Raw genomic sequence first — 25,117 nt, 5'->3', positions numbered from 1 at the left:
ATATGAAAAAATTTGGTTTAATTGGTGAAAAATTACCTCATAGTTTTTCAAAAATTTTACATAATACGGCTTTTGAAGTATTAAATTTAAATTATGAGTATGAGCTTTATGAAATAGATATTGATACGGCACAAAATATAAAAGATTTTATGAAAAAAAATAATCTTGACGGAATAAACGTAACTATTCCTTATAAAAGAACCGTTATGGCTGGTTTGGATTTTATAAGCGAAGAGGCTGAAAAAATCGGTGCCGTTAATACAATAAAAAATGTTAACGGAAAACTTTACGGTTATAATACCGATTATTACGGCTTTATGTATCAGCTTAACGTGAACAATGTAGAAATAAATAATAGTAAGGTTGTAATACTAGGCAGCGGCGGCGCAAGCAAGGCCGTTATTTCTTGCGTTAAGGATTTAGGTGCAAAAGAAGTTTATTTGGTAAGCCGTAATAAAAGCGATAAACAAGCAAAAAATGACGTTAATTTAATAGACTATGAAGATTTAAAAGAAATAAAAGCTCATGTAATAATAAATACAACACCTGTTGGAATGTATCCTAAAGTTGATTTTTCTCCTGTTAATGAAGATATAATCAAAAACTTTGATTACGTAATTGATGTTGTTTATAATCCGCTAAAAACAAAGTTTATGGAAATAGGCGAAAACTTAGGTAAGAAAACTTGCGGCGGAATTGAAATGCTTATTATTCAAGGTCTTAAATCAGAAGAAATATGGAATGACTTTGTAATTTCAAAAGAAGATACAAATAAGATTATATCCAAACTTAAAAAGGAAATATAAAAATGCAAAAGAATATTTTATTAATCGGTATGCCGGGCTGTGGTAAAAGCAGTATTGGTAATGCACTTGCAAAAGAGCTTGGTTTAACTTTTATAGATATGGATAATTACATTGAAGAAAAGATAAACAAAAAAATCAGTGAAATATTTAAAGATGGTGAAGAAAGTTTTAGAGATATAGAAACCTTTTATTCAAAAGAGCTTTCAAAATTAAACGCCACTCTTATTTCTTCAGGAGGCGGAATAGTCACAAGAAAAGAAAACATTGATTATTTTAAACAAACAAGCATAATAGTATTTATAAACAGAAGTGTTGAAAATATATTAAAATCTAAAAATCTTGGTAAAGACAGACCACTTTTAAAAAATAACGAAGAACATATTTATAACTTGTATAATAACAGAATTGGTTTATATAAAAAATACTGTGATATTGAAGTAAGCAATAATGGTTATTTTAAACACTGCATAGAAAACATAATAAAAGAATTAAATAAAAAGGACGTTTTATAACGTTCTTTTTTGTTTTTTGTTAGATAAAACTTATTGCAATTACAATAATAAATGATATACTAATAATTGTATTAATGCATGTAATTTATACTATATGTTGTAGAATATTTTACATAAGAAAGGTGAACTTTATGGATAATTTAAGTGTAAACAATATTTTCAAAAGACGTTTTACCAAAAGACTTGAAGAAGATAACAGCATTACGGTTTATGATTTATTTGAATATAAAACCGTAGATGTTGAGATTTTTGATTATAAAACACAAAAAAACATTTTTGAAATGCATGATTTGGAATTCCCTGAATTTTATTCAAAAAATGCCTGTAATATCATAGCATCTAAATATTTTAGAAAAGCAGGGGTAGGAAAAGATAACGGACACGAAACAAGCATAAAACAAGTAGTTGATAGAATGGTAGGATTTTGGGCAGATGCTCTTGTTGATGAAGGGCTTATAACAACTCAAAATCAATATAATATTTTTTATGATGAAGTAGCTTATGCTCTTTTAAATCAAATGTGGGCTCCAAACTCTCCACAATGGTTTAACACAGGAATAAAGAGAAACTACGGCATAAGCGGTGAAAGTGACAATATGTTCTACTTTGATCCTGAAAGCAGAAGCGTAAAGAAGAGTAAAGACAGATACACAAGAACACAAGCATCAGCTTGCTTTATTCTTTCTATAAAAGATACATTGCTTGGGGATAATTCTATTTCTGAGCAATACGTTACAGAAACAAAGTTATTTAAAGGCGGTTCAGGGGTAGGAACTAACTTTTCTAATTTAAGAGCAGTAAACGAAAAACTTTCAAGCGGCGGAAAATCTTCAGGTATGATGAGCTTTTTAAAAGGTTTTGACAGAAATGCCGGAGCAATAAAAAGCGGTGGAACAACAAGAAGAGCTGCAAAAATGGTTATAGCCGATATTGATCATCCTGAAATTGAAGATTTTGTTTCATGGAAAGCAAGAGAAGAAGACAAAGTAAGAGCTCTTGGAAAAATGGGATATGATACTTCAATGGACGGAGAAGCCTATCAAACAGTAAGCGGACAAAACGGAAATAACTCTGTAAGACTTAACAGAGAATTTATGGAAAAAGTCTTAAACTTAAGAGAAAATCCTGATGCTACTTTTGAACTAAAAGGTAGAGTTGATGAAGAAGTAAATAAGGAAGTTAAAGTAAAAGACTTATGGGATTTAATTTGTAAATCAGCATGGAACTGTGCAGACCCTGCCGTTCAATTTGATGATGTTTTCAATGCTTGGCATACTTGCCCTGCCGGTGAAGATGGAAACGTAGGTGCAAAATACAACAGAATAAATGCAACAAACCCATGCAGTGAGTATGCTTTCCTTGATAATACTGCTTGTAACCTTGCGTCAATCAATATTTACAGATTCTATAACGAAGAAGAAGGAATCTTTAAATTAAATGATTATATTCATTTGATTTCTTTAATACAACTTGTTCTTGAAGCATCAATTCACTGGGGACAATTCCCAACTGAAGAAATAGCAAGAAAGAGTTATATGTTTAGAACAACAGGTCTAGGACTTGCAAATATGGCTTCACTTCTTATGGTATTCGGTTATCCATACGACAGCGACGAAGGAAGAAACTTAACTGCGGCATTATGCTCTATTATGACCGCACAATCTTATCTTGTTTCTGCTTTAATGGCAAGAAGTGTCGGACCATTTGAAAAATTTGATATTAATGCTGAGTATGTGTTAAGAGTACTTAGAAACTCTGCAAGATGTTCTCTTGCTTTAGATGATAATTTTGAAGGGCTTGATTATGTTCCTTTAAAACTTGATGAAGATGTAATTTCTGAAATGGGACTTGAAGAAGTTTTAAATGCAAGCAGAATTTTATGGACAAAAGCTCTTGAACATGCCGAAGCATATGGAATCAGAAATGCTCAAACAACTGTTATTGCTCCAACAGGAACAATTTCATTTGCAATGGACTGCGGTGCAACATCGCTTGAGCCTTTCTATTCAAACGTTGTTTATAAATCCCTTTCAGGTGGGGGAACAATGGAACTTGTAAATCCAATATTGGAAATTGCTCTTAGAAATTTAGGATATAAAGAAGAAGAAATAAAAGATATTAAAGATTATCTTCTTGAAAAAGATGAAATAGGAAACTTTATGCACTATTCATTGAATGATGCACCACACTTAAGAGAAGAGGATAAGAAGATATTTGAAACTGCAAACGAAATTTCTCCAAGCGGACATGTTTTAATGGTAGCGGCAGTAACTCCTCTTATAAGCGGTTCTGTATCAAAAACAGTAAACATGCCTTCTAACGCAACTTATGAAGATATAAGCGATATTTATAAACTTTCTTATATGTCAGGGGTTAAAGCTATTTCTGTTTACAGAGACGGTTCAAAGGCTTCTCAACCTCTTAATACATCAATAAAAAGTGAAAGCGATTCTTTGGAAGACCTTACATATCAAGGACTTCTTGATTATGCAAAACACTGTAAGAGAGGAACACTTCACAGAATTAAACCTGACGGAATGAGAAGAAGCAGAACTCATGCTGCTAAGATAGGTGATATTGAATTATATGTAACAATAGGATTCTACCAAGACGGAAGAATGTCTGAAATATTTGTTTCAACAGACAAAGAAGGAACAGTAGTAAAAGGCTTACTTGCTTCTCTTTCAAAATCAATATCAAATATGCTTCAATACAACATTCCTGCAAAGGAAATTTCAAGACTTCTAAGAGGTCAACAATTTGAACCAAGCGGATTTGTATCAAGACATCCATACATTAAAAATGCTTCAAGTATTGCTGATTTATTAAGTAAGATAATAGATATAGAACTTGGGGATTTTACAAGAGTTGAAGTAAAACCGGAAAAACCACAAGAAGAAGAAATAAACGACAGCATAAGCAATAAAATAATAAAAGAAGAAAGACAAGAAAAAGAACAGCTTAGCTATGAACAGATAAAAGACGACCCAAATACAACAAGAGTGTACGGAGAGGTTTGTCCGGTTTGTTCATCAAACAGACTTTTTAGAAACGGAACATGTAAAGTATGTGCAGACTGCGGTTCAACAACAGGTTGTAGCTAAAATTTTTTAAATATGCTTTATAAATTAAATAAAAAATGATAAAATAAATTACCCCCTTTTTTAAGGGGGTAATTTGTAATTATTTTACGGAGGCAAAATGTCTGAAACAGTTAAACAGCTTAATATAAACGGTAAAGAAATTACCCTTATAGGTACGGCACACGTATCAAGAGAAAGTGCCATTCAAGTTGAAGAAATGATAAGAGAAATAAAGCCCGACAATGTCTGTATAGAGCTTGACGAAGGCAGATATTCTTCAATTAAAAATAACGAAAGATGGCAGGATACGGACATCGTAAATGTTATTAAGGAAAAGAAAACGACTCTTCTTTTAATAAACCTTATTTTAAGTTCTTATCAAAAAAGAATTGCTGAAAGTTTTGATATTAACTCAGGGCAGGAAATGATAAATGCCATAAATACTGCCGAAGAAATAGGAGCAAAGCTTACTTTAGCAGATAGAGATATTAAGACAACTTTTCTTAGAATATTCAGAAAGATGTCTTTTATGGAAAAGATGAAACTTCTGTATGGTCTTATTATGAGCTTTTTTGAAGATGAAGAATTAAGCGAAGAGGATCTTGAAAATATAAAACAAGGGGATTATATAGAAAATGCTTTGCTTGATATAAGCACATCATTTCCGGATTTAAAAAAATATCTTGTAGATGAACGTGACATATATCTTTCTCAAAAGATAAAAAACGCAAAAGGCGAAAAAATAGTTGCCGTTGTAGGTGCGGCTCATTTAAACGGAATAATAAAAAATATACAAGAAGATATAGATTTAAAGGAAATAGAAGAAATACCAAAACCCGGAAAAACGGGAAAAGTTATAGGATTTGGAATTCCAGCTTTTATTATATTAATGATAATATTCAGCTTCTTTAAAAGCGCTGATACGGGATTTTCTCAAATAATAAGTTGGATACTTTTTAATGGAACATTAAGTGCTCTTGGCGTAGTCCTTGCTTTTGGAAGTATTCCAGCCATTATAACGGCATTTTTAGCTGCTCCAATAACTTCCCTTAATCCGCTTCTTGCGGCAGGGTGGTTTGCAGGGCTTGTGGAAGCATATATAAGAAAACCAAAAGTTTCCGATTTTGAAAACTTAAGTTCTGATTTAGAGAGTTTAAAAGGACTTTGGAAAAACAGAATAACAAAAATACTTTTGGTTGTTACCTTTGCTAATCTTGGAAGTACAATAGGAACGATTATTGCAGGGACCGACATATTTAAAAGTTTTCTTCAAATTTTTTAAGGAGTGATAACATGAATATAGCAGTAGTGGGACTTGGGCTTATAGGAGCCTCTTTTGCAAAAGCAGTAAAGAAATATACGACAAATAAAGTTTTCGGTTATGATATAGACTCTGAAACGTTGATTAAGGCAAAAAGAGACGGAGCAATTGACGATATTATTTTAATTGATGATATGAAAGAAATGGATATAGTTGTAATAGCTCTTCATCCTGTTAATACAATTAACCTTGCTTTTAAAGTAATGGAAACAATGAAAGAACATTCTACCCTTATGGACTTATGCGGGGTTAAAGAACAAATAGTAAATAAAATTGAACCTGAAGCATTAAAGAGAAATATAGATTATGTTGGAGCTCATCCTATGGCAGGAAGAGAACTTTGGGGATACGATGCGGCTGTTTCAGATTTATTTAAAGGAGCAAGTTTTATTGTTACCGTAACGGAAAATACAAATAAAGATAAGATAAATATTATAAAACAGCTTGTGAAACAAATGAAGTTTAAAGAATGTGTTTTATCAACTCCAAGAGAACACGATAAGATAATCGCTTTTACATCTCAGCTTGCACACGTTGTTTCAAATGCATATGTAAAAAGCCCTTCAATTTTGGAAGAGAAAGGCTTTTCTGCGGGAAGTTTTCTTGATTTAACAAGAGTTGCAAAGTTAAACGAATATATGTGGAGCGAACTTTTTATCATGAATAAAGACGCCCTTTTATTCGAGGTTGAAAATATAATAGAAAAATTAGAAGAATATAAAGATGCTCTTGAAAGTGAAGACATGGATAAAATGGAACAGCTTTTAAGAGAAGGAAGAATTTTAAAAGAAAAAAGCAACGAATATCACATTAAAAAATGTTAGGGATGTTGACTTTTTCCCTTTCGTAGATATTGTTTATATAAAATTTAAGAGAATTTAAAGAGGCCAATAATTCATTGTCGGCTTCTTTTTTTATATATCCTTCACATTCTTTTATCTTTACATCTACGTTATCAATTTCTTCGTGGTTTATTATAAGAAACCATACTTTTTTACTTTCTATTGTTTGTTCTTTTAACTTATTAAAACTTTTTTCTACATTTTCATCATCATTTTTGTTTAAGTAATAAACTATCTCGTCAATATTGTTTTCAAGTTTTATTGATGACTCTTTTATAAAGTTATAACAGTAAACATTTATCCCAAGAAGTGTAATCAAAAGTGCCGCCGCAAAACAAAAAGATCTCATTTTAAACTATCCTTTCTTATTATATATAACTGATTTTGGTATACATATGCCCAAAAGACATCTTTATCATTTATGATATTTTTTTTCCTAAGTTCCTTATCAAGTCTTTCATCGGTATAATTTGCAAGGGGAAGACTTTTACTCAGTCTTTTACCATACTTAATGAGACTTATTGGAAGTGAACCGTCTTGTTTTTCAACAAAACTTGGGTTTCCGTTGGCTTCTAAAATTAAATAGGAAACTTCGTTTAAGTCAAGAATATCATTGTTTCTTAATTGTTCACACAAATCATCAATACCTATTAACATTTTTGACATTTGCTTTTGCATTATCTTCCCATTGTATATTAGATATTCAGGCTTTCCACATATAAAAGTCCTTATTCTTTCGTTTTTAAATGTTAAAAGAGATATACAGGTTTGAAGAAATATTAAAACTATCAAGGGAATTATTCCGTTTAAAAGGGGGATATTAACGTCGCCGATAGGTTCAGTTACAATATCCGCTATCATTATTGTTATCACAAGTTCAAAAGGCTGATATTCGCTTATCTGTCTTTTTCCTAAAAATCTTATGGCGAATAAAACCAAAAAATATATAAGTGCAACACGAATAAAACAAATTAACATAATTAAAACCTTTCTTTTTTTTTAATTTTAGTATATGATATAATTGTATTTTTATAACATGGAAAGAATAAATATGAATAGTTTTTTGGATTATTTGACTAAAATAATAAATATAATAAATCCTGTTTTATTATTTATGGTACTTGTTTCGGTAATATCATTTTTAGGGTATTTAAAAATAAAAATAGAAGAATATTTTAAGGATATAAAATCAATATCAAATAGCTTAGAGAGAATTGCCGATAGTGAATACAATAAAAGAAACGGATATTATTAATAAAAATTGACGAATTTTTGATAAAAAATTGTCGAGTTTTATAATGGTAAAAAAATAAAAATATTTTGTGATATAATTAGTAGAAATCGGAGGAAATATGTCAAAGAATAAAAAACAAGACGGGAAGAGCTGGGCTATAAAAATTACGTTTTTAACATTCTTTTTATCTATGACATTTAACGTAATAAGTGAGTCCCTTGTAGGTAATGCAGGTTTGGTTGGCGCACTCTTTGTGCTTTTCGCAATAATATTGATAGGTATAATATGCGATATGGTTGGAACTGCGGTAACGACAGAGGGAGTTGCACCTTTTAATGCAATGGCGGCAAATAAAGTTAAAGGAGCAAGAAAGGCTGTTGACCTTGTTAAAAAAGCTTCTCAGGTTTCAAATATATGTAATGACGTTATCGGAGATATATGCGGTATCATAAGTGGGGCTACGGTTGCAATAATTATAGTAAAAATCGCTAGCATATATAATTTAAAAGAAACCGTTGTAATAAGCGTTGTTTTAAATGGTGTTGTCGCTGCTTTGACAGTTGGGGGAAAAGCCTTTGGAAAACATATTTCAATGAACAATTCCACCGAGATAGTAAGAAAAGCGGCGGTTTTTGTGGAATTTTTCTCTATTAAAAGGAGGATAAAAAAATGAAAACCAAAGAAAGATTAGATGTTTTGCTTTTTGAAAGCGGAATGGCAGAAAGCAGGGAAAAAGCAAAAAGACTTATAATGGCAGGTCTTGTTTTCGTAAATGACCAAAGAGTCGATAAAGCGGGAACAAAGGTGGATATTTATTCAAATATTATTATAAAAGGAAATGATAATCCCTTTGTAAGCAGAGGCGGTTTCAAACTTGATAAAGCAATCAAAGTTTTTGATGTTGATGTTAAAGATAAGATTTGCATGGATGTAGGAGCATCAAGCGGAGGCTTTACAGACTGCCTGCTTCAAAACGGAGCAAAAAAAGTATACAGCATAGACGTCGGATACGGTCAGTTTGCATATAAATTAAGACAGGACGAAAGAGTTGTTTGTCTTGAAAAAACGAATTTCAGAAATATGGAATTTGATAAAGTCGGGGAAATGATTGACATTGCCGTTATGGACGTATCATTTATTTCAATTTTAAAACTTGCAGATAATCTGCTTAATTTCTTAAAAGATGACGGTGTATATATATGTCTTATAAAACCACAGTTTGAAGCGGGAAGAGAACTTGTTGGAAATGGAATAATAAAAGATAAAAACATTCATAAAAAAGTTGTTAAAGATGTGATTTTGGGACTTAAAGAAAAGGGATTATATGTTGAAAAACTTGATTTTTCACCTATAAAAGGACCTAAAGGCAACAGAGAATTTATTGCATATGTAACAAAAAATGAAGAAAACCTTATAGATATTGATAATATAGTAGATGAATGTGTTGAAAATGCGCATAAGGAGATTGACTGACATTATGGAAAAATATGTAGGCATAATAACAAATTATAAAAAAGACAGATACATGGATTTCACAAGACAAATAGTTCATTATCTGTATGAAAAAAATGTACATATGTATCTTGAAGAACCATTGAAAAATCCCGAATATGACAGCTTTTCAATATTAAACGAAGAAAATATAAAAAAAGTTTCCTTTATTATAATAATCGGAGGAGACGGAACGATTTTAAAAGCCTTATCTCAAATAGGAGAATACGAAAAACCAATTCTTGGAATTAACTTTGGAAAAGTCGGTTTTCTTGCAAATGTAGAAAGAAACGAATGGAAAGAATGTATAGATAAAGCTTTAAATGGTGATTACACACTAGATAAAAGAATGCTTCTTGATGTGTATGACAAAGATAACAACAAACTTGGTTTTGCCTTAAACGATGCAGTGCTTTTTAGAAAAAATCACTACGGAGTTGCAGAATATAAGGTATTTATAAACGATGAAGTTTTTGCCGACTATCTTGCTGACGGTGTAATAATATCAGGACCTACAGGTTCAACAGCTTATAACCTTTCAAGCGGGGGACCTGTTGTAAACCCAAACTGTGATTTGTTTATAATAAATCCTATTTGTGCTCATACTTTAAATTCAACAAGCATTATCGTTAATTCAAATGATGTTGTAAAAATAAGGTTTAACCCTAAAATAACTAGTGTTTACATAGATAGTGTTGAACCAGATATAAAAGGAAATGAAATAATAATAAAGAAAAGTGCTCTTAAAGCCAATTTCATAAGATTTGATGATTATAATTTCTATTCTTTACTTGTAAACAAGATAAAAAACCCAATAGTAGAAGGAGAATTTGTTCATGAAGATTGACAGACATTCAAAAATACTTGAAATATTAAACAAATACGAAGTTGAAACACAAGAAGACTTAACAAAATACTTAAAAGAAGCGGGAATAAACGTAACGCAGGCAACAGTTTCAAGAGATATCAGACAAATGAAACTTATAAAGGTAATGACAAAAAGCGGTAAATATAAATATGCTGCATATTCAAATCAAAGTTCAAATTTAGATGACAGAATCGTAAGTGTTTTTAGAGAAGCTGTTTTAACAATTGATTATGCAAACAACTTTGTATGCCTTCATACAATAACAGGAATGGCTCAAGCTGCAGGTGTTGCAATTGATGCTTTAAAATTAAATGAAATTGTAGGAACGGTTGCGGGAGATGATACACTTTTCATACTTGTAAGAAGTGAAGATGACGCAAAAGAATTGGTTAAAAAGTTTGAATCTCTTTTAAAGAAAGGAAAATAAAATGCTTTTATCGCTTAATATAAACAATTATGCAATTATAGATAATTTAAGTATTGAATTTGATGAAGGTTTAAACATAATAACAGGTGAAACAGGTGCAGGAAAGTCCATAATTATTGGTGCTTTATCGCTTGTTCTTGGGGAACATGCAAAAACGGAAAATATAAGAACTGGAAAAGATAAAGCCGTTATTCAGGCTTTATTTACGGTTGAAGAAAATAACCATGAATTAAAGGAAGTTCTTGATGATTTATCTATTGACTATAGCGATCAAACACTTATTTTAACAAGGGAGATTTCATTAAAAGGAAGAAATATTTGTAAGATAAATTCAACCTTGGTTAATGTATCAACTCTAAAAGAAGTTGGAATGCACCTTATTGATATTCACGGACAACATGAACATCAAAAACTCCTAAACCAAAATACTCATTTAAGTTTTCTTGATTCATATGGACAAAATAAAATAAAAGATGATTTAAGAAATGTTTCTTTATCTTATGATGAATATAAAAAGGCTTTAAAAGAACTTACTGAACTTGAAAAGAAATCAAAAGAAAACATTGATAATTTAGATAATTTTAAAAGACAATTTGAAGAAATAAATGAAGTAGACCTTGAAATCGGAGAAGATGAAGAGCTTGAAAAAAGAGAAAAAATTCTTCTAAATTCACAAAATATATATTCAGATATAGACAGTGCATATTCTCTTTTATATAAATCAGACAGTAACGTTTTGTCAAATTTAACTTTGGCGAACGATTCTTTTTCAAAGGTTCTTGATTATGATGAGAGCGTAAAAGAAAATGTAGAAATGCTAAACGAGGCAAATACATTAATAGAAGAGGTAGTGTTTTTCTTAAGGGATTACAGAGATAATATTTTATTTAACCCCGAAGAATTAAACGATATAGAAAGTAAATTAAATAAGATAAATTATCTTAAAAAGAAATATGGAGTAACAATAGAAGAAATTTTAGAATATAAAAAGGAACTACAAAATAATATCGAGCTTATAGATAACTATGAAGATACTCTAAATTCTCTTAAAAAAGACGTAGATAAAAAGAAAAAAGAATATTTAAAACACGCAAAAACATTAAGAGAAAAAAGGAAAAAAATTGCAGATGAGTTCTGCAAAAAAATAACCGAAAATCTTCAGCTTCTTTCAATGAAAGGAACGATTTTTGCCTGTGAATTTAAAGACCTTGAAAAAAATGAAAACTATACTAAAAAAGGAATTGATGATATAGCTTTCATGATTTCAACAAATAAAGGAGAAAGTTTAAAACCACTGAATAAAATAGCATCAGGCGGTGAAATTTCAAGAGTAATGTTATCATTTAAGAGAATTTTATCGGAAAATGATAATATTGATTGTTTGATATTCGATGAAATAGATACTGGAATAAGCGGACAAACTGCTTTAATCGTAGGAAAACAAATGTGGGAACTTTCAAAAAATCATCAAATTCTTGCAATAACACATCTTCCTCAAATTGCTTCAATGGCAGATACAAATTATTTTATTAAAAAAGAAGTAAAAGACGACAAGACATTTACATCTTTCACAAAACTTAATGAGGAAGAAAAAGTAGAGGAACTTGTAAGAATAATAAGCGGTGAAAACACCAGTGAAAATGCAATCATGTATGTAAAAGACATGATTGAAAATGCTGACAAATTAAAAAATCAATAATCACTTTTGTGCTTCGTTTATATTTTTTGTAATATTGGGAACAATAAATCAAAAAAACAAACGAGGTACTAAGTGTGAATATATTTTCAAGAAAAAAATTACTTTTAGGATTTTTAACTATAATTTTTATATTTTCAGTTTACCTAACTTACTTAAATATAAATACTAAAGAGATTGCTGTGTTATCCTCTCAGACGACCAGTGTTTCTTTAGATTTGCCAAAAAACTGTAAAATTGAAAATGAAAGCGAAGATTTAAAAGTAAATGGGACGACTTCTTCCAAAAGTGATGTTGAAGATAATAAAATAGAAGTTTATTCATCTTCGGCTGGCGAATATAAACTAAAGGCAAAACTTTTTGGAATCATACCAATAAACAACTATAACATAAACGTTATACCAAACACAAAGCTTTATCCATCAGGTCAGCTTGTTGGTGTTAGTATGAATACAAAAGGAGCCATTGCCGTTCAGTTTCAATCCTTTATAGATATTAGCGGTAATGAAGTTTGTCCTGCAAAAGATGCAGGGATAAAAACAGGGGATATAATAGTCGAAATAGGAGGTAATAAAGTTTATAATGCCGATGAAGTTATCGAACAGTTAAACAAAATCGACCATAAGGAAATTGAAGTTGTAATAAAAAGAGAAAATGTTGAGCAGACAGTAACAGTAAAACCCGTAAAAGCAAAAGACGATAATAAATATAAAATAGGCTTATGGGTAAGAGACAGCGTTGCAGGAATAGGAACGCTTACTTGCTACAATGATAAGTTAAATAGATTCGTTGCCTTGGGGCATAGCATAAATGATGTTGATACAGGAATAATAATGCCCGTAAAAAACGGAGATTTGATTGAAAGCGAACTTATAAGCATTGTAAAAGGAAAAAGAAACAATCCCGGAGAGCTTAGAGGAGTTTTAAAAGCAGATAACAAAGACATAATCGGTTCAATTGAACTTAATAATGATTTTGGAATTTACGGTGATGTTACAAAAAAAGTTACTTCTTCATCTTCTCTAATGGAAATTGCCCTTCAAGATAAAATAAAAGAGGGCGATGCGAAGATTCTTACTACTATCGATAATAACGGACCAAGACTTTTCGACATAAAAATTAAAAAGACCTATAAACAAACCAAGAAAAACACAAAAAGTATGTTAATCGAGGTTACCGATAAAGAACTTCTTTCAAAAACAGGCGGTATTGTTCAAGGAATGAGCGGCAGTCCCATAATTCAAAACGGCAAAATCGTCGGAGCCGTTACCCATGTATTTGTAACAGACCCAACAAAAGGATATGGAATTTATATTGAATGGCTTTTAGAAGATTTGTTAACCGAACAAAATTAGACAAACTTTGCATTAAAATTGTAGTAATCTTTAAAAGAAATTAAAATAAAACAAAATAATATTAAATCGGGAGGAAAAATTATGGTATATAAAGTTGCAATTGCAGATGATAACGAAAAATTTGCTTTGGCTGTAAAAGACCATTTTGAAGGAAGAGAAAATTTTAATGTAGTGGGAGTAGTCGGAAACGGCAGCGACCTTTTGGATGTTGTACAAAGCGAAAAGCCGGATATTTTACTTTTGGATACAATAATGCCAATGCTTGACGGTATCGGTGTACTTGAAAAATTAAACAAAAGTGATATGGGTAACTACGACCCTCATGTTGTTATGATGTCAGCTGTAGGAGGAGAATCATTTACAAGACAAACAGTAAATTTAGGAGCTGACTATTATTTCTTAAAACCTTTTAATTTTGATGAATTAACGAGAGAGATAGATGCATATTTTTCTCCCGATATGAACGAAGAAACAAAGGAAGAAAAAGAAAAGAAAGATAAAGATTATCAAGTTATGGTAACATCAATACTTCATGAAGTAGGTGTTCCTGCTCATATAAAAGGATATATTTATTTAAGAGAAGCAATAAAACTTGTTATTGATAATGTTGAATTACTTGGAGGAATAACAAAAACTTTATATCCTATGATTGCAGAAAAATACGGTACAACACCAAGCAGAGTTGAAAGAGCAATAAGACATGCAATAGAAGTTGCTTGGAATAGAGGAAGAGTTGAGACAATAGATAAAATATTCGGTTATACAATAGACCAAAATAAAGGCAAACCTACCAATTCGGAATTTATTGCAATGGTTGCCGATAAAATGAGACTTGATATTGGACAGTATGCTTAAAAGACGTGCAAAAGGCACGTCTTTTTTTATAAAAATCATAGTGATAATGATGTTTTGTATCTTTTTTGTTGATTTAAGTACGTTTTTATATTAAAATATTGATAAAGGGAGGTATGAAATATGGAAAAAGTATATCAATACAGCAAACTTTACAAATATTTTAAAGAAAAAATAGAAAACGGATATTATAAGCCGGGAGACTTAATACCTCCGGAACCTGAAATAGAAAAGATGTTTGGTGTAAGCAGAACTACCGTAAGAAAGGCTGTTGACCTACTTTCAAGAGAAGGATTTTTGAAAGCTCAACAAGGTAAAGGAACGGTTGTAACAGACAATAAAACAATGCAAAGTTTAAATCATGTAACGTCTGTTTCTGAAACATTACGACATAAAGGTTATGAAGTTAAACCTAAAAATATATTTATAGATTCCGTTGCTGCGGATGATTTTATTAGTGAAAAACTTGGAATAGAAAACGGAACTGTAATAATAAGAATCCAAAGAATACAGCTTGCAAACAATATTCCAATAGCAATAGTAAAAAATTATTTAAGAAAAGAAGATGTTCCGGATATCATTAAAAAGCAAGATGAAATTACATCTTTATATGCATTCCTTGAAAGAGAATATGGAATAAACTTCGATTCTGCAACAGAATTAATTTCTGCAAAGAACGCAACTTTTGAAGAAAGCCAAATGCTTGATGTTGCGGTTGGAACAGCTTTAATCGAACTTAAAAGAACATGTTATATGGGACAAAAACCTATATGTATAGACCATTCAAAAATCGTTGGAAGTAAATATGAACTTGAAATAGAAATGGTTGGTAGAGAAAAATAAAAAGAAACGCATGGCGTTTCTTTTTTTATCTAATTAACAAAATATTTAATATATTATATTAATTAGTGTTACAGAATATTTTATAATTTAATATTAATATTACATATATTAGTAGAATATTAAATAATATCAATTAAAATATAATATATCTAAGTAGTTTTAAAATATAAATTCTTGATTTTCTTTTGTGATTTCATAAATATTTACATTTTTATATTTTTCTTCTATTTCTTTTAAATCCTCAATATATCTTAAATCTTCTCTAAAATGCATAGGAAAAACATTTTTTGTTTTAATTTCTTTTAAGAAGAAGTTAATGGCAAGTGTTGAGTTTTCATTTAATCTTCTGTCCACTGGAATAAATGCATAATCAATAACTTCATTTTGTAAATATTCTTTTAACTTCATTATTTCATCTTGATAGTCTTTAGCTTCTTTTTCTTGTGTTTTTTTATCATCATTTTCCCAGTGCCACCAGTTTAAATCTCCGCTGTGAAAGAATATTTTTCCTTCTGCTTTTATTAAAAAACTTACTCCATGGTCCGTTGAACCAAATGTTTTTATTTTTATTCCATTTGTTTTAATTTCATCATAAGGCTTTATAAATATAATATTATCTTTTTTTCTTACTTTTATATCATCGCTTAAAACACATAATCCTTCTTTTAGAATAAAATCGTTAAAGTGATCCATATGAGAATGAGTGGCAAAGCAAATTACTTTTTTATCTTTACTTTCAATTTTTATTTTGTTCATGGAATCAATTACAAAAATATAATCATCAAGTTCAATTAAAAATCCGCTGTTATATAAATATTTTACTTTCATTTTTTAACCTCCGCTTCACCAAATTATATCAAACAAGGGTTTAATTATAAAGGTAAATATGATAATATATAATTTAAGTTTAAAAATATTTTTATTAAATCGGAGGAAGATATGAAAGCAATTATCACAGTAATCGGGAAAGATAAAACAGGGATTATTTATAATGTTGCAAAAGTACTAAACGACTATGACGTAAACATTGAAGATATTTCTCAAACAGTTATGCAAGATTATTTTACAATGTTAATGCTTGTTAAAATAAACGAAAATAAAGCTTCTTTTAAAACAATTAAGGAAGAACTTGATAAATTATCTGAAGAAATTGGTTTATCAATAAGAATTCAAAAAGAAGAAATATTTGATACAATGCATAAAATTTAAGGAGTAAAACAATGATTATACAAAAAAAAGATGTAATGGATACAATCAAGATGCTTGATACCGAAAATTTGGATATCAGAACAACTACTCTTGGTATTTCTTTGCTTGATTGTTTTGACAGAAATTATAAAGTTGCAACAAACAAAATTTACGATAAAATAACAACAATTGCAAAAGACTTGGTAAAAACTGCGGATACTGTTGCCGATGAATATGGTATTCCAATTGTAAACAAAAGAATTTCCGTAACTCCAATAGCTCTTGCTTGTGCAAACAGCGTTGAAGAGTGGGTTGAGTATGCAAAAGCACTTGACAATGCAGCAAAAGAAGTTGGCGTTGATATTATCGGCGGGTATTCTGCTCTTGTTCAAAAAGGATGTACAACAAGTGATGTTTCATTCCTTGAATCAATTCCATATGCCCTAACAGAAACAACAAATATGTGTTCAAGCGTAAACCTTGGAAGTACAAAATCAGGAATAAACTTTAATGCTGTTAAGAAAATGGGTCCTATAATCAAAAAGACTGCATACATGACAAGAGATAATAACTCATTCGGTTGTGCAAAATTTGTAGTATTTGCAAATGCCGTTGAAGATAATCCATTTATGGCAGGAGCTTTTCATGGTGTAGGAGAAGCTGAAAAAGTTATAAACGTCGGTGTAAGCGGTCCTGGTGTTGTTAAAACTGCACTTGAAGGAATGAAAGGTGCAACAGTTGACGAAATTGCTGAAACAATAAAAAGAACAGCATTTAAAATAACAAGAGCCGGTTCTTTAATAGGACACGAAGTAAGCAGAAGACTTGATGTTCCTTTCGGAATTTTAGACTTATCTCTTGCTCCAACACCTGCAATAGGCGATAGTGTTGCTGAAATTCTTGAAGTAATGGGACTTGAAAGATGCGGTGCTCACGGAAGTACAGCTGCTCTTGCAATGCTTACAGATGCAGTTAAAAAAGGCGGTATCATGGCATCAAGTCACGTTGGAGGATTAAGTGGAGCTTTTATTCCTGTAAGTGAAGACAACAGAATGATTACTGCAGTTGAAGATGGCTGCCTACATTTTGATAAACTTGAAGCAATGACAAGCGTTTGCTCTGTTGGACTTGACATGATTGCAATTCCATGGGAAACACCTGAAGATACAATTTCAGCTATGATTGCCGATGAAGCTGCAATTGGTGTAATAAACAATAAAACAACTGCTGTTAGAGTAGTTCCTGTATATGGCAAAAAAGTCGGTGATAAAGTTGACTGGGGTGGACTTTTCGGAAGTGCACCTATTATGGAAGTAAACAGCTTTAGCAGTTCTGATTTCATTCAAAGAGGCGGAAGAATTCCATCTCCTGTACATTCATTCAAAAACTAAAGAAGGGAAAAGTATGAGACCTACATTAAAGATTAATTTAAACAAAATATACGATAATGCAATAACCGTTAAAGAAACGCTTGGAAAATACGGTGTAGACGTAACAGCTGTTACGAAGCTTCATTCCTGCAATGAAAGAATAGTTAAAACATTAATGGAAGCGGGAATAAAGAAGTTTGGGGATTCAAGAATAGAAAATCTTGAAAATATTAAGGATTTAGATGTTGAAAAATGGCTTATAAGACTTCCAAGCATTTCAATGGCAGATGAAGTTGTAAAATACAGCGATGTGTCCTTAAACAGTGAATATGATACGGTAAAAGCATTAAACGAGGCTGCAAAATATCAAAACAAAACTCACGATATATTATTAATGTTTGATGTGGGCGATTTAAGGGAAGGATATTTTGAAGAAAAAGACATCGTTGAAAATGCTAAGAAAATGAAAAATCTTTCCAATATTAATATAAAGGGTATAGCTACAAACTTAACTTGTTATGGGGGAGTTTTGCCTGATGAAAAAAATCTAACTCATCTTGTGAATGTAAACAAACTTCTTGAAAGCGAGTTAAACCAAAAGCTTGAAGTGGTTTCAGGCGGAAATTCAACAAGCTATACTTTATTTAGAGAAGATAACCCTATTGAAGGAATAACTAATATAAGAGTCGGTGATACGATTTATTTTGGTAGAGACTGTACTTACAGAAGCCATATTGACGGTATGATAAAAGACGCTTTCATATTAAAAGCCGAGATAATAGAAATAAAAAATAAACCTTCAATTCCAATAGGCAAAAGAGGTTTTTCTGCCTTAAATTCAAAACCTGAATTTGTTGATGAAGGTATAAGAAAAAGAGCGATTTTATCTGTAGGAAAACAGGATATAGACCTTGATATGTTTCCTCTTGATACAAATACAAAAATCCTTGGAGGAAGCAGCGATCATTTAATTATTGATATCTCAGACAGTAAAAATGATTATAAAATCGGTGATACATTTGAACTTTTTATGTATTATACGGCTACACTTAGAGCCTTTACTTCAAAATATGTTGTTAAGGAGTTTATAGACTAAATGGAAGAAATATATTTGGATAACGCCGCCACAACCATGTGTTATAAAGAAGCGGCAAAAGAAATAGAAAAATATCTTTTATATGACTATGCAAATGCATCAGCCGTTCATAAAAAAGGGTTTGAAGCCGGTAAAATATTAAAAGAAACAAAAGATAACTTACTTGATTTTTTAAACATAAAAGAAAACAGAAGAGTCATTTTTACATCCGGTGCAACGGAAAGTGTAAATATGGCCATTAAAGGAACAATAGGAAAAATCAAACATCCCGAAAACATCAATATTATTACAACCAATATCGAACATCCTTGTGTTACAAATGTATTTCATTATTATGAAGATTTGAATGTAAAAACAAAATATGTTCCAGTTGATAAAAATGGTGTAATAAATTTAGAAGAATTAGTAAACAGTATTGATAAGAATACAAAACTTGTAAGCATAATTTACGTAAACAACGAATTTGGCGTTGTTCAGGATGTTGAAAAAATAATAAAAAAAGTAAAAGAAAAAAACGAAAATGTTCTTGTTCACATAGACGCAACTCAAGCTGTTGGAAAAGTTGATTTAAAACTAAAAGATGCTGATATGATTTCCTTAAGTGCTCATAAATTCCATGGTCCAAAGGGAATAGGAGCTTTAGTATTAAAGGAAAACATAACGCTTCTTCCACTTCTTCACGGAGGTGGACAACAGGAAAGTTACAGAAGCGGAACAATAAACACTCCTTTAATTGCAGGCTTAAACGAAGCAGTTAAAATTACAAATAAAAACTTTGAAGAAAATAAAAAGATTTTTAAGGATTTGTTTTTATATACGGTAAGTAAACTATCTTCTGATATTAAAGATTATCATATAAATACTCCTTATGAAAAAGCCGATATTTCTTATCATATTTTAAATGTAAGTTTTAAAGGTATAAAAGGAGAAGTACTTCTTCATATGCTTGAAGAAGATAATATATATGTTTCTGTTTCAAGTGCTTGTTCTTCAAGAAACACAACAGTAAATAGCATATTAAAGGCAATAGACGTTGATGATGAATTAATAAACGGAACTATAAGAATAAGTTTTAGTGAATTTAATACAAAAGAACAAATTGATGTTTTTATTAAACAATTAAAAGAAAACATAGAAAGATTACATCTTTTAAATAAAATGAGTAGGTAGAAAATATATGAATAAAATAATAATGGTAAAGTATGGAGAAATAAGCCTAAAAGGTCTTAACAGAAAATTCTTTATAGATTTACTTCAAAAAAACATTAGACTTTCTTTAAGAAAATTTGAGAATGTAAAACTGCATACAATTCAAAGCAGAATTATAGTAAGCGGATATAATGAAATTGATGAAGAGGCCATTATAGAAAGGCTTAAGAAAGTATTTGGAATTGTATATCTTACAAAGTGCTACGAACTTGAAAAGGATATGAACAAAATAAAGGAAGTAGCGCTTAAAGTGATGAAAGAGGGTAATTACAAAACTTTTAAAGTAGAAACAAAAAGAAGCGATAAAAAATTCCCTATGAAATCTCCTGAAATAAGTAAAGATGTAGGTGCTTATGTACTTATCAATACAGATGATTTAAAGGTTGACGTAAAAAATCCTGATACAATTTTAAAAGTTGAAATAAGAGAAAATGCATATGTTTATGCAGGAGATATAAGATGTAATGCAGGCCTTCCTGTAAATAGCAGTGGAGTAGGCGGACTTCTTTTATCAGGTGGACTTGATTCTCCTGTTGCAGGATACTTAATGAATAAAAGAGGAATGAAAGTTGTAGGGCTTCATTTTCACAGTTATCCCTTTACAAGCATGGACGCAAAAGAAAAGGTTAAAGACCTTGCAGAAGTTTTAAGCGATTATAACATGGGTATAACTCTTGTAAATGTTTCTCTTACAAAAATTCAAGAAGCAATTATCAAAAACTGTGAAGGCGAATATTTAACCGTAATTCTTAGAAGATATATGATTAAAATTGCCAACAGATTAAAAGATAAATTCGATTTAAAAGCTCTTATAACAGGTGAAAGCCTTGGACAAGTTGCATCTCAAACTATTGAAGGAATTTCTTGTACAAATGCTTGCTCTAAGTTACCTATTTTAAGACCATTAATTGCTTTTGATAAAACTGAAATAGTGGATATATCAAGAAAAATCGGTGCTTATGACATTTCAATAAGACCATATGAAGACTGCTGTACAATATTCGTTCCAAAACATCCTATAATTAAACCTAAACTTGAGAGAGTTTTGGAAGAAGAGGCAAAACTTGATATTGATGATTTGGTAGATGAAGCAGTAGAAAATATTGAAATTATTAAATTATAAAAATAAAACTGAATAAACGACAAATTAAGGCTTATTTTTTAAATTATTTGGAGTAATATATATAAAAACCTTTTAAGGAGTTAAGTTTTGAAATATACTATTACACAAGCATCAAATATTTTAAATTGTAAGCCTTATTTATTAAGATTTTATGAAGATGAGTTCGGTCTTGAAATTCCAAGAAGTTCAAACAACAGAAGATATTATACAACAAGGGAAATAGATATTTTCCGTTACATAGAAGCTCTTAAAGATGAGGGAAAGAAAAACAAAGAAATTAAAGAAACTTTATCGGAAAGCAAAAATAAAATTATTTTTGAAGAGATTGAAGAAGAAAAACCGAAAGAAGAAGAAAATAACATAACCTGCCTTATAAAGACAATAAATTCTCTAAGAGAAGAAATAGAAGAATTAAAAAAACAGGATAACTTTAAACAAAGAGATGAGCTTATTGCAGAAAACGCAAGGCTTAAAATGAAATTAAAAGAAAAGACTTATGAAAATTCAATTTTAAAAGAAAAATATAATGCCTTAAAACAATCAAGAAAAAGAAGCCTTTTTAAATTTGAATAAATAAGGAATAACTTTCCAGTGTATTTTAAAATATTACGTCCATAATATAAGTATAACACTTATAAATGGAGGTGAAACAAATGACTAAAAAAGAAGCTAGAAAAGGCTTAGACCAATTTAAAAAACAAGTTGCCAGTGAACTTAGCATTAACCTTAAAGAAGGATATAATGGTAATTTAACTAGCAAAGAAGCCGGTTCAATCGGTGGTGAAATGGTTAAAAGAATGGTTGAATCTTACGAAAACTCTATGAAATAGTAAGACTTAATCATTTTGATTAATATAAAAAGGAAACGGAAAACCGTTTCCTTTTTTAATTTAGTAAATTATTTGTATATGTTTTAAATATGTATTTTTAATAAGATTAAATTCATGTTTTATTTATTTGTAATTTTAATAAATTCTTTTCTTAATGAATATGTATATAAAATATCTATAAAAATACTCTTTATAAAAGGTTAAATGTATTTAAAAAGATTAAAAACTATTGACAAAAAGGGGCTTTATACATATACTGGTATTAAGTGGTTATATGTGGTTATAGCACATATTATATAAGGAGGCGTTAATATGGCTTATGTATCAATGAAAAAAATGTTAAACGACGCAAGAGAAGGCTCTTATGCAATAGGAGCGTTTAACATAGTAAATTACTTAACGGCAAAGGCTGTGGTAAGTGCCGCAGAAGATTTGAACGTACCTGTTATTTTACAAACTTCGGTAAAAACAGTAAAACAATTTGGAATTGAAGAATTTATTTCTTTCTTAAGACCTATATGTGAAATGGCAAAGGTTGATGTTGCCATTCATTTGGATCACTGCACAGACATTGAATATGCGAAAAAATGCATAGATGCAGGCTGGAGTTCTATTATGTTTGACGGTTCTAAAACACCTCTTAAAAAGAACATAGAAAATACTTTGATTGTTAAAGAGTACATAGCAGGTAGAGATATTACTCTTGAAGGTGAAGTAGGAAGTATTGTAGGTGTTGAAGATGATATAGTCGTTCATGCAAACGATGCTGCTTATGCAAATAAAGAAGACTGCGAAAAATACTTAAAAGAAACCGGAGTAGATTTCCTTGCTCCTGCAGTTGGAACTGCTCACGGGGTATATAAAGGAGAAATAAGACTAAACTACGATTTATTTAAAGAAATTGATTCTATTTCACCTGTACCTTTGGTTCTTCATGGTGGAACAGGCTTAAGCGATGAAATGTTCAATACTTTAATTGATTTAAGAGCAAGTAAGGTAAATATTTCAACAGCAATAAAAATCGCTTACTGCGATAGTATGTATGAATACTCTTCTACTCATAGAGATGAACATAATCCTTTAACATTGGATGATTATGTATATAAGAAAATTTATGACCTTGCATACAAACACATCAATTTCTTTACACTTAGAAAGGGGAGCGTAAACAATGAGTGATTATAATTTTAAACCTAATTATTTATGTGATATGCATTGTCACACTACACGTTCAGACGGACTTTGCACACCAAAAGAACTTATTGATTTGGCAGCAAAATCAGGAATGAAAGTTTTAACTATTTCTGACCATGATATGCTTCCTCCAAAAGCAGTAGAAGTAGACGGAAAAGAAGTTGACAGTGTAGAATATGCAAAAAATAAAGGTGTTAATTTATTAAAAGCCTGTGAATTTTCATGTGATACTGATGTTGATGATGTTCACATGGTTGCATATGGCTGTGACTTTGAGGATAAAAAAATTAAGGAAGTAATGGAAGATATAGCAAACAGCAAAATAGAAAGCTATAAGGATTTCTTAAAAAGATTAAATGAGTGTGGATATGAAATATCTCTTGATGAAGTTTTAAATTACGGAGGACAACAAAGGAGCGAAAAAGAACTTCAAAAGAAACTTATTTTTAACTTAATGGCAGACAAAGGATATACAAAAACATGGTCTGACGCAAAGAAACTTTCTAAAAAAGATGAAAGATTAAATGTTAGAAGAAGAAAACCAAATCCTGTAGACATAATAAAAATAGTTCATGATGCAGGCGGTATAATAGTTCTTGCTCATCCTTACTTAATAGCCGATAAAGTGGTTTTAGATGGAAAAGAAGTATCAAGAAGTGAATATATAGAAAATCTTATTAAAAACGGTTTAGACGGCGTAGAGGCAAGTTATACCTACGATAAAACAAGCTACACCGGAAACATGAAAAAAGAAGATATAATAAACGAAGTAAGAAATACATATAAAGATAAAGTAAAAATAATTTCAGGCGGGTCTGATTTCCACGGAGACCATAAAAAAGATTCTGACAATCCAAGATTTATAGGTGAATGCGGAATTGATTATGATTATTTCATTAACAACGAATTACTAAAAAAACTTATATAAACAAAAGGAGAATAAAATGGCAGTAGATTTTAGTAAACTAACTAAAAAAGATGTGGGTAAGCTTTTTGATTATGCGAGCCTTGCAAAAGATTTAACGGAAGAAAAAGTAAGAATGGGATGTAGAGAAGCAATTAAATATAATTGTAAGGCATTTTGCTTTTCTTCTTCATACTGGACAAAAGTAGTTGCAGAAGAACTACAAGGAACAGACTTACTTGTAGGCGCTGGAATAGGTTTCCCTCTTGGACAACAAACAAGTGCCATAAAAGCTTTTGAAGCTGAAGAAGCTGTAAAAATGGGAGCTACCGTTCTTGATAACTGCATGAACGTAGGTGCAATGAAAGATAAAAAATATGATGAAATAAAACAAGAATTTAAAGATTACGTTAATGCTGCAGGCGGAGTACTTACAAAAATGATAATAGAATGCTGTATGCTTACTGATGAAGAAATCAAAATAGCCTGTGAACTTTGTGCTGAAACAGGAATTGATTATGTTAAATCATCTACAGGACACTACGCAGGACCTACTCTTGAACAAACAGTATTAATGAGAGACTGCTTAAAAGGAACAAATACAAAATTAAAAGTTTCAGGAGTAAAAGCTCCAAAACCTCAAAATGCTTATGCATACTTGATGGCAGGTGCAGAACTTATAGGAACACAAGATGCTCCAATGATTATAGATGCTCTTGATTTAATGAGGGAAGTTGGTATTGTGCCAAAATATGAAGGTTAGATAATAAAATTCTTTCAATAAAAACTTTTTAAGTTTTAACACGGAAAATTTTTACCATGTTTTTTTATATTTTTTATCTATATGCAAAAGATAAACAGAAAGGAAGTTAT

The 25,117-nt window shown here is 30.5% G+C and carries 27 protein-coding genes; 24 read left to right on the top strand and 3 right to left on the bottom strand.

Translation table 11 applies throughout. The annotated features are described in order from the left end of the window. Positions 1 to 2: 2 nt before the first annotated feature. From aroE to ACTQYZ_RS08385, 5 genes are all read left to right on the top strand, one after another. A complete protein-coding gene (gene aroE / locus ACTQYZ_RS08405; protein ID WP_441021589.1) occupies positions 3 to 806 on the top strand; it encodes a shikimate dehydrogenase in 804 nt (267 codons plus the stop codon). Positions 807 to 808: 2 nt separating this feature from the next. Continuing rightward, the gene (locus ACTQYZ_RS08400; RefSeq protein WP_441416379.1) at positions 809 to 1,318 is read left to right on the top strand and encodes a shikimate kinase; all 510 of its coding nucleotides are present in this window, start codon (positions 809 to 811) and stop codon (positions 1,316 to 1,318) included. Between the two features lie 131 nt (positions 1,319 to 1,449). Beyond that, a complete protein-coding gene (locus ACTQYZ_RS08395; protein ID WP_441416378.1) occupies positions 1,450 to 4,422 on the top strand; it encodes a vitamin B12-dependent ribonucleotide reductase in 2,973 nt (990 codons plus the stop codon). Positions 4,423 to 4,519: 97 nt separating this feature from the next. Next, positions 4,520 to 5,683 carry a TraB/GumN family protein gene (locus tag ACTQYZ_RS08390; RefSeq protein WP_441021583.1) on the top strand — a complete coding sequence of 388 codons (1,164 nt, stop codon included), beginning with the start codon at positions 4,520 to 4,522 and terminating at the stop codon, positions 5,681 to 5,683. Positions 5,684 to 5,694: 11 nt separating this feature from the next. After that, the gene (locus tag ACTQYZ_RS08385; RefSeq protein ID WP_441021582.1) at positions 5,695 to 6,546 is read left to right on the top strand and encodes a prephenate dehydrogenase; all 852 of its coding nucleotides are present in this window, start codon (positions 5,695 to 5,697) and stop codon (positions 6,544 to 6,546) included. On the opposite strand, the gene ACTQYZ_RS08380 is transcribed toward ACTQYZ_RS08385, so the two are convergent. Further along, positions 6,533 to 6,913, bottom strand: a complete 381-nt coding sequence (locus ACTQYZ_RS08380) for a DUF4363 family protein (protein ID WP_441021580.1) — start codon at positions 6,911 to 6,913, stop codon at positions 6,533 to 6,535. The genes ACTQYZ_RS08385 and ACTQYZ_RS08380 overlap by 14 nt on opposite strands. Further along, positions 6,910 to 7,542 carry a DUF421 domain-containing protein gene (locus ACTQYZ_RS08375; RefSeq protein ID WP_441021578.1) on the bottom strand — a complete coding sequence of 211 codons (633 nt, stop codon included), beginning with the start codon at positions 7,540 to 7,542 and terminating at the stop codon, positions 6,910 to 6,912. Before ACTQYZ_RS08375 ends, ACTQYZ_RS08380 begins: the two co-directional genes overlap by 4 nt. A 73-nt stretch (positions 7,543 to 7,615) precedes the next feature. Here ACTQYZ_RS08375 and ACTQYZ_RS08370 point away from each other — a divergent pair, with 73 nt between their 5' ends. The 9 genes from ACTQYZ_RS08370 to ACTQYZ_RS08330 all read left to right on the top strand — a co-directional run bounded on the left by ACTQYZ_RS08370 (position 7,616) and on the right by ACTQYZ_RS08330 (position 15,330). Next, complete coding sequence (locus tag ACTQYZ_RS08370) at positions 7,616 to 7,819, top strand: hypothetical protein (protein ID WP_329380250.1); 204 nt, start codon at positions 7,616 to 7,618, stop codon at positions 7,817 to 7,819. Between the two features lie 97 nt (positions 7,820 to 7,916). Further along, complete coding sequence (locus tag ACTQYZ_RS08365) at positions 7,917 to 8,471, top strand: hypothetical protein (protein WP_441021576.1); 555 nt, start codon at positions 7,917 to 7,919, stop codon at positions 8,469 to 8,471. Further along, the gene (locus ACTQYZ_RS08360) at positions 8,468 to 9,271 is read left to right on the top strand and encodes a TlyA family RNA methyltransferase (protein ID WP_138269023.1); all 804 of its coding nucleotides are present in this window, start codon (positions 8,468 to 8,470) and stop codon (positions 9,269 to 9,271) included. The genes ACTQYZ_RS08365 and ACTQYZ_RS08360 overlap by 4 nt, the downstream gene beginning before the upstream one ends. 4 nt (positions 9,272 to 9,275) lie before the next feature. After that, entirely contained in the window at positions 9,276 to 10,136 is an 861-nt protein-coding gene (locus tag ACTQYZ_RS08355; RefSeq protein ID WP_441021574.1) for an NAD(+)/NADH kinase, read from the top strand. Beyond that, positions 10,126 to 10,584 (top strand): arginine repressor, encoded by a 459-nt coding sequence (locus ACTQYZ_RS08350; protein WP_138269021.1) that lies wholly within the window; start codon positions 10,126 to 10,128, stop codon positions 10,582 to 10,584. Before ACTQYZ_RS08355 ends, ACTQYZ_RS08350 begins: the two co-directional genes overlap by 11 nt. A 1-nt stretch (position 10,585) precedes the next feature. Beyond that, the gene (gene recN / locus ACTQYZ_RS08345) at positions 10,586 to 12,283 is read left to right on the top strand and encodes a DNA repair protein RecN (RefSeq protein ID WP_441021572.1); all 1,698 of its coding nucleotides are present in this window, start codon (positions 10,586 to 10,588) and stop codon (positions 12,281 to 12,283) included. Positions 12,284 to 12,357: 74 nt separating this feature from the next. Next, entirely contained in the window at positions 12,358 to 13,635 is a 1,278-nt protein-coding gene (gene spoIVB / locus ACTQYZ_RS08340; RefSeq protein ID WP_441021570.1) for a SpoIVB peptidase, read from the top strand. A gap of 81 nt (positions 13,636 to 13,716) precedes the next feature. Further along, positions 13,717 to 14,490 (top strand): sporulation transcription factor Spo0A, encoded by a 774-nt coding sequence (gene spo0A, locus ACTQYZ_RS08335; protein ID WP_441021568.1) that lies wholly within the window; start codon positions 13,717 to 13,719, stop codon positions 14,488 to 14,490. Between the two features lie 120 nt (positions 14,491 to 14,610). Continuing rightward, a complete protein-coding gene (locus tag ACTQYZ_RS08330; protein WP_138269017.1) occupies positions 14,611 to 15,330 on the top strand; it encodes a GntR family transcriptional regulator in 720 nt (239 codons plus the stop codon). 159 nt (positions 15,331 to 15,489) lie between these two features. Here the strand turns inward: ACTQYZ_RS08330 and ACTQYZ_RS08325 are convergent, their stop codons facing one another. After that, the gene (locus tag ACTQYZ_RS08325) at positions 15,490 to 16,158 is read right to left on the bottom strand and encodes an MBL fold metallo-hydrolase (RefSeq protein WP_441021566.1); all 669 of its coding nucleotides are present in this window, start codon (positions 16,156 to 16,158) and stop codon (positions 15,490 to 15,492) included. A 111-nt stretch (positions 16,159 to 16,269) separates the two neighbouring features. Between ACTQYZ_RS08325 and ACTQYZ_RS08320 the strand changes: the two genes are divergently transcribed. The 10 genes from ACTQYZ_RS08320 (at position 16,270) to deoC (ending at position 25,007) form a co-directional block, all read left to right on the top strand. Continuing rightward, positions 16,270 to 16,539, top strand: coding sequence for an ACT domain-containing protein (locus ACTQYZ_RS08320; RefSeq protein WP_441021564.1), 270 nt, complete (start codon positions 16,270 to 16,272; stop codon positions 16,537 to 16,539). Between the two features lie 17 nt (positions 16,540 to 16,556). After that, positions 16,557 to 17,909 carry a PFL family protein gene (locus ACTQYZ_RS08315; protein ID WP_441416385.1) on the top strand — a complete coding sequence of 451 codons (1,353 nt, stop codon included), beginning with the start codon at positions 16,557 to 16,559 and terminating at the stop codon, positions 17,907 to 17,909. Between the two features lie 13 nt (positions 17,910 to 17,922). Then, positions 17,923 to 18,984, top strand: coding sequence for an alanine/ornithine racemase family PLP-dependent enzyme (locus tag ACTQYZ_RS08310; protein WP_441416377.1), 1,062 nt, complete (start codon positions 17,923 to 17,925; stop codon positions 18,982 to 18,984). After that, complete coding sequence (locus ACTQYZ_RS08305; protein ID WP_441021560.1) at positions 18,985 to 20,154, top strand: cysteine desulfurase family protein; 1,170 nt, start codon at positions 18,985 to 18,987, stop codon at positions 20,152 to 20,154. Positions 20,155 to 20,161: 7 nt separating this feature from the next. After that, the gene (thiI, locus tag ACTQYZ_RS08300) at positions 20,162 to 21,316 is read left to right on the top strand and encodes a tRNA uracil 4-sulfurtransferase ThiI (protein ID WP_441021558.1); all 1,155 of its coding nucleotides are present in this window, start codon (positions 20,162 to 20,164) and stop codon (positions 21,314 to 21,316) included. Between the two features lie 87 nt (positions 21,317 to 21,403). Next, positions 21,404 to 21,889, top strand: coding sequence for a MerR family transcriptional regulator (locus tag ACTQYZ_RS08295; RefSeq protein ID WP_441021556.1), 486 nt, complete (start codon positions 21,404 to 21,406; stop codon positions 21,887 to 21,889). A gap of 80 nt (positions 21,890 to 21,969) precedes the next feature. After that, the gene (locus ACTQYZ_RS08290; protein WP_253229238.1) at positions 21,970 to 22,146 is read left to right on the top strand and encodes an alpha/beta-type small acid-soluble spore protein; all 177 of its coding nucleotides are present in this window, start codon (positions 21,970 to 21,972) and stop codon (positions 22,144 to 22,146) included. A gap of 312 nt (positions 22,147 to 22,458) precedes the next feature. Beyond that, positions 22,459 to 23,325 carry a class II fructose-bisphosphate aldolase gene (locus tag ACTQYZ_RS08285; RefSeq protein WP_441416376.1) on the top strand — a complete coding sequence of 289 codons (867 nt, stop codon included), beginning with the start codon at positions 22,459 to 22,461 and terminating at the stop codon, positions 23,323 to 23,325. Next, positions 23,318 to 24,268 (top strand): PHP domain-containing protein, encoded by a 951-nt coding sequence (locus ACTQYZ_RS08280; RefSeq protein ID WP_441021552.1) that lies wholly within the window; start codon positions 23,318 to 23,320, stop codon positions 24,266 to 24,268. The genes ACTQYZ_RS08285 and ACTQYZ_RS08280 overlap by 8 nt, the downstream gene beginning before the upstream one ends. 16 nt (positions 24,269 to 24,284) lie before the next feature. Beyond that, complete coding sequence (deoC, locus tag ACTQYZ_RS08275; protein WP_441021550.1) at positions 24,285 to 25,007, top strand: deoxyribose-phosphate aldolase; 723 nt, start codon at positions 24,285 to 24,287, stop codon at positions 25,005 to 25,007. The last annotated feature ends 110 nt before the right edge of the window (positions 25,008 to 25,117 follow it).

The sequence above is a fragment of the Anaerofustis sp. LCP19S3_F7 genome, from assembly GCF_052119445.1.
Lineage (GTDB): Bacteria > Bacillota > Clostridia > Eubacteriales > Anaerofustaceae > Anaerofustis > Anaerofustis butyriciformans.
This window is presented reverse-complemented; position numbering and strand designations above follow the sequence as displayed.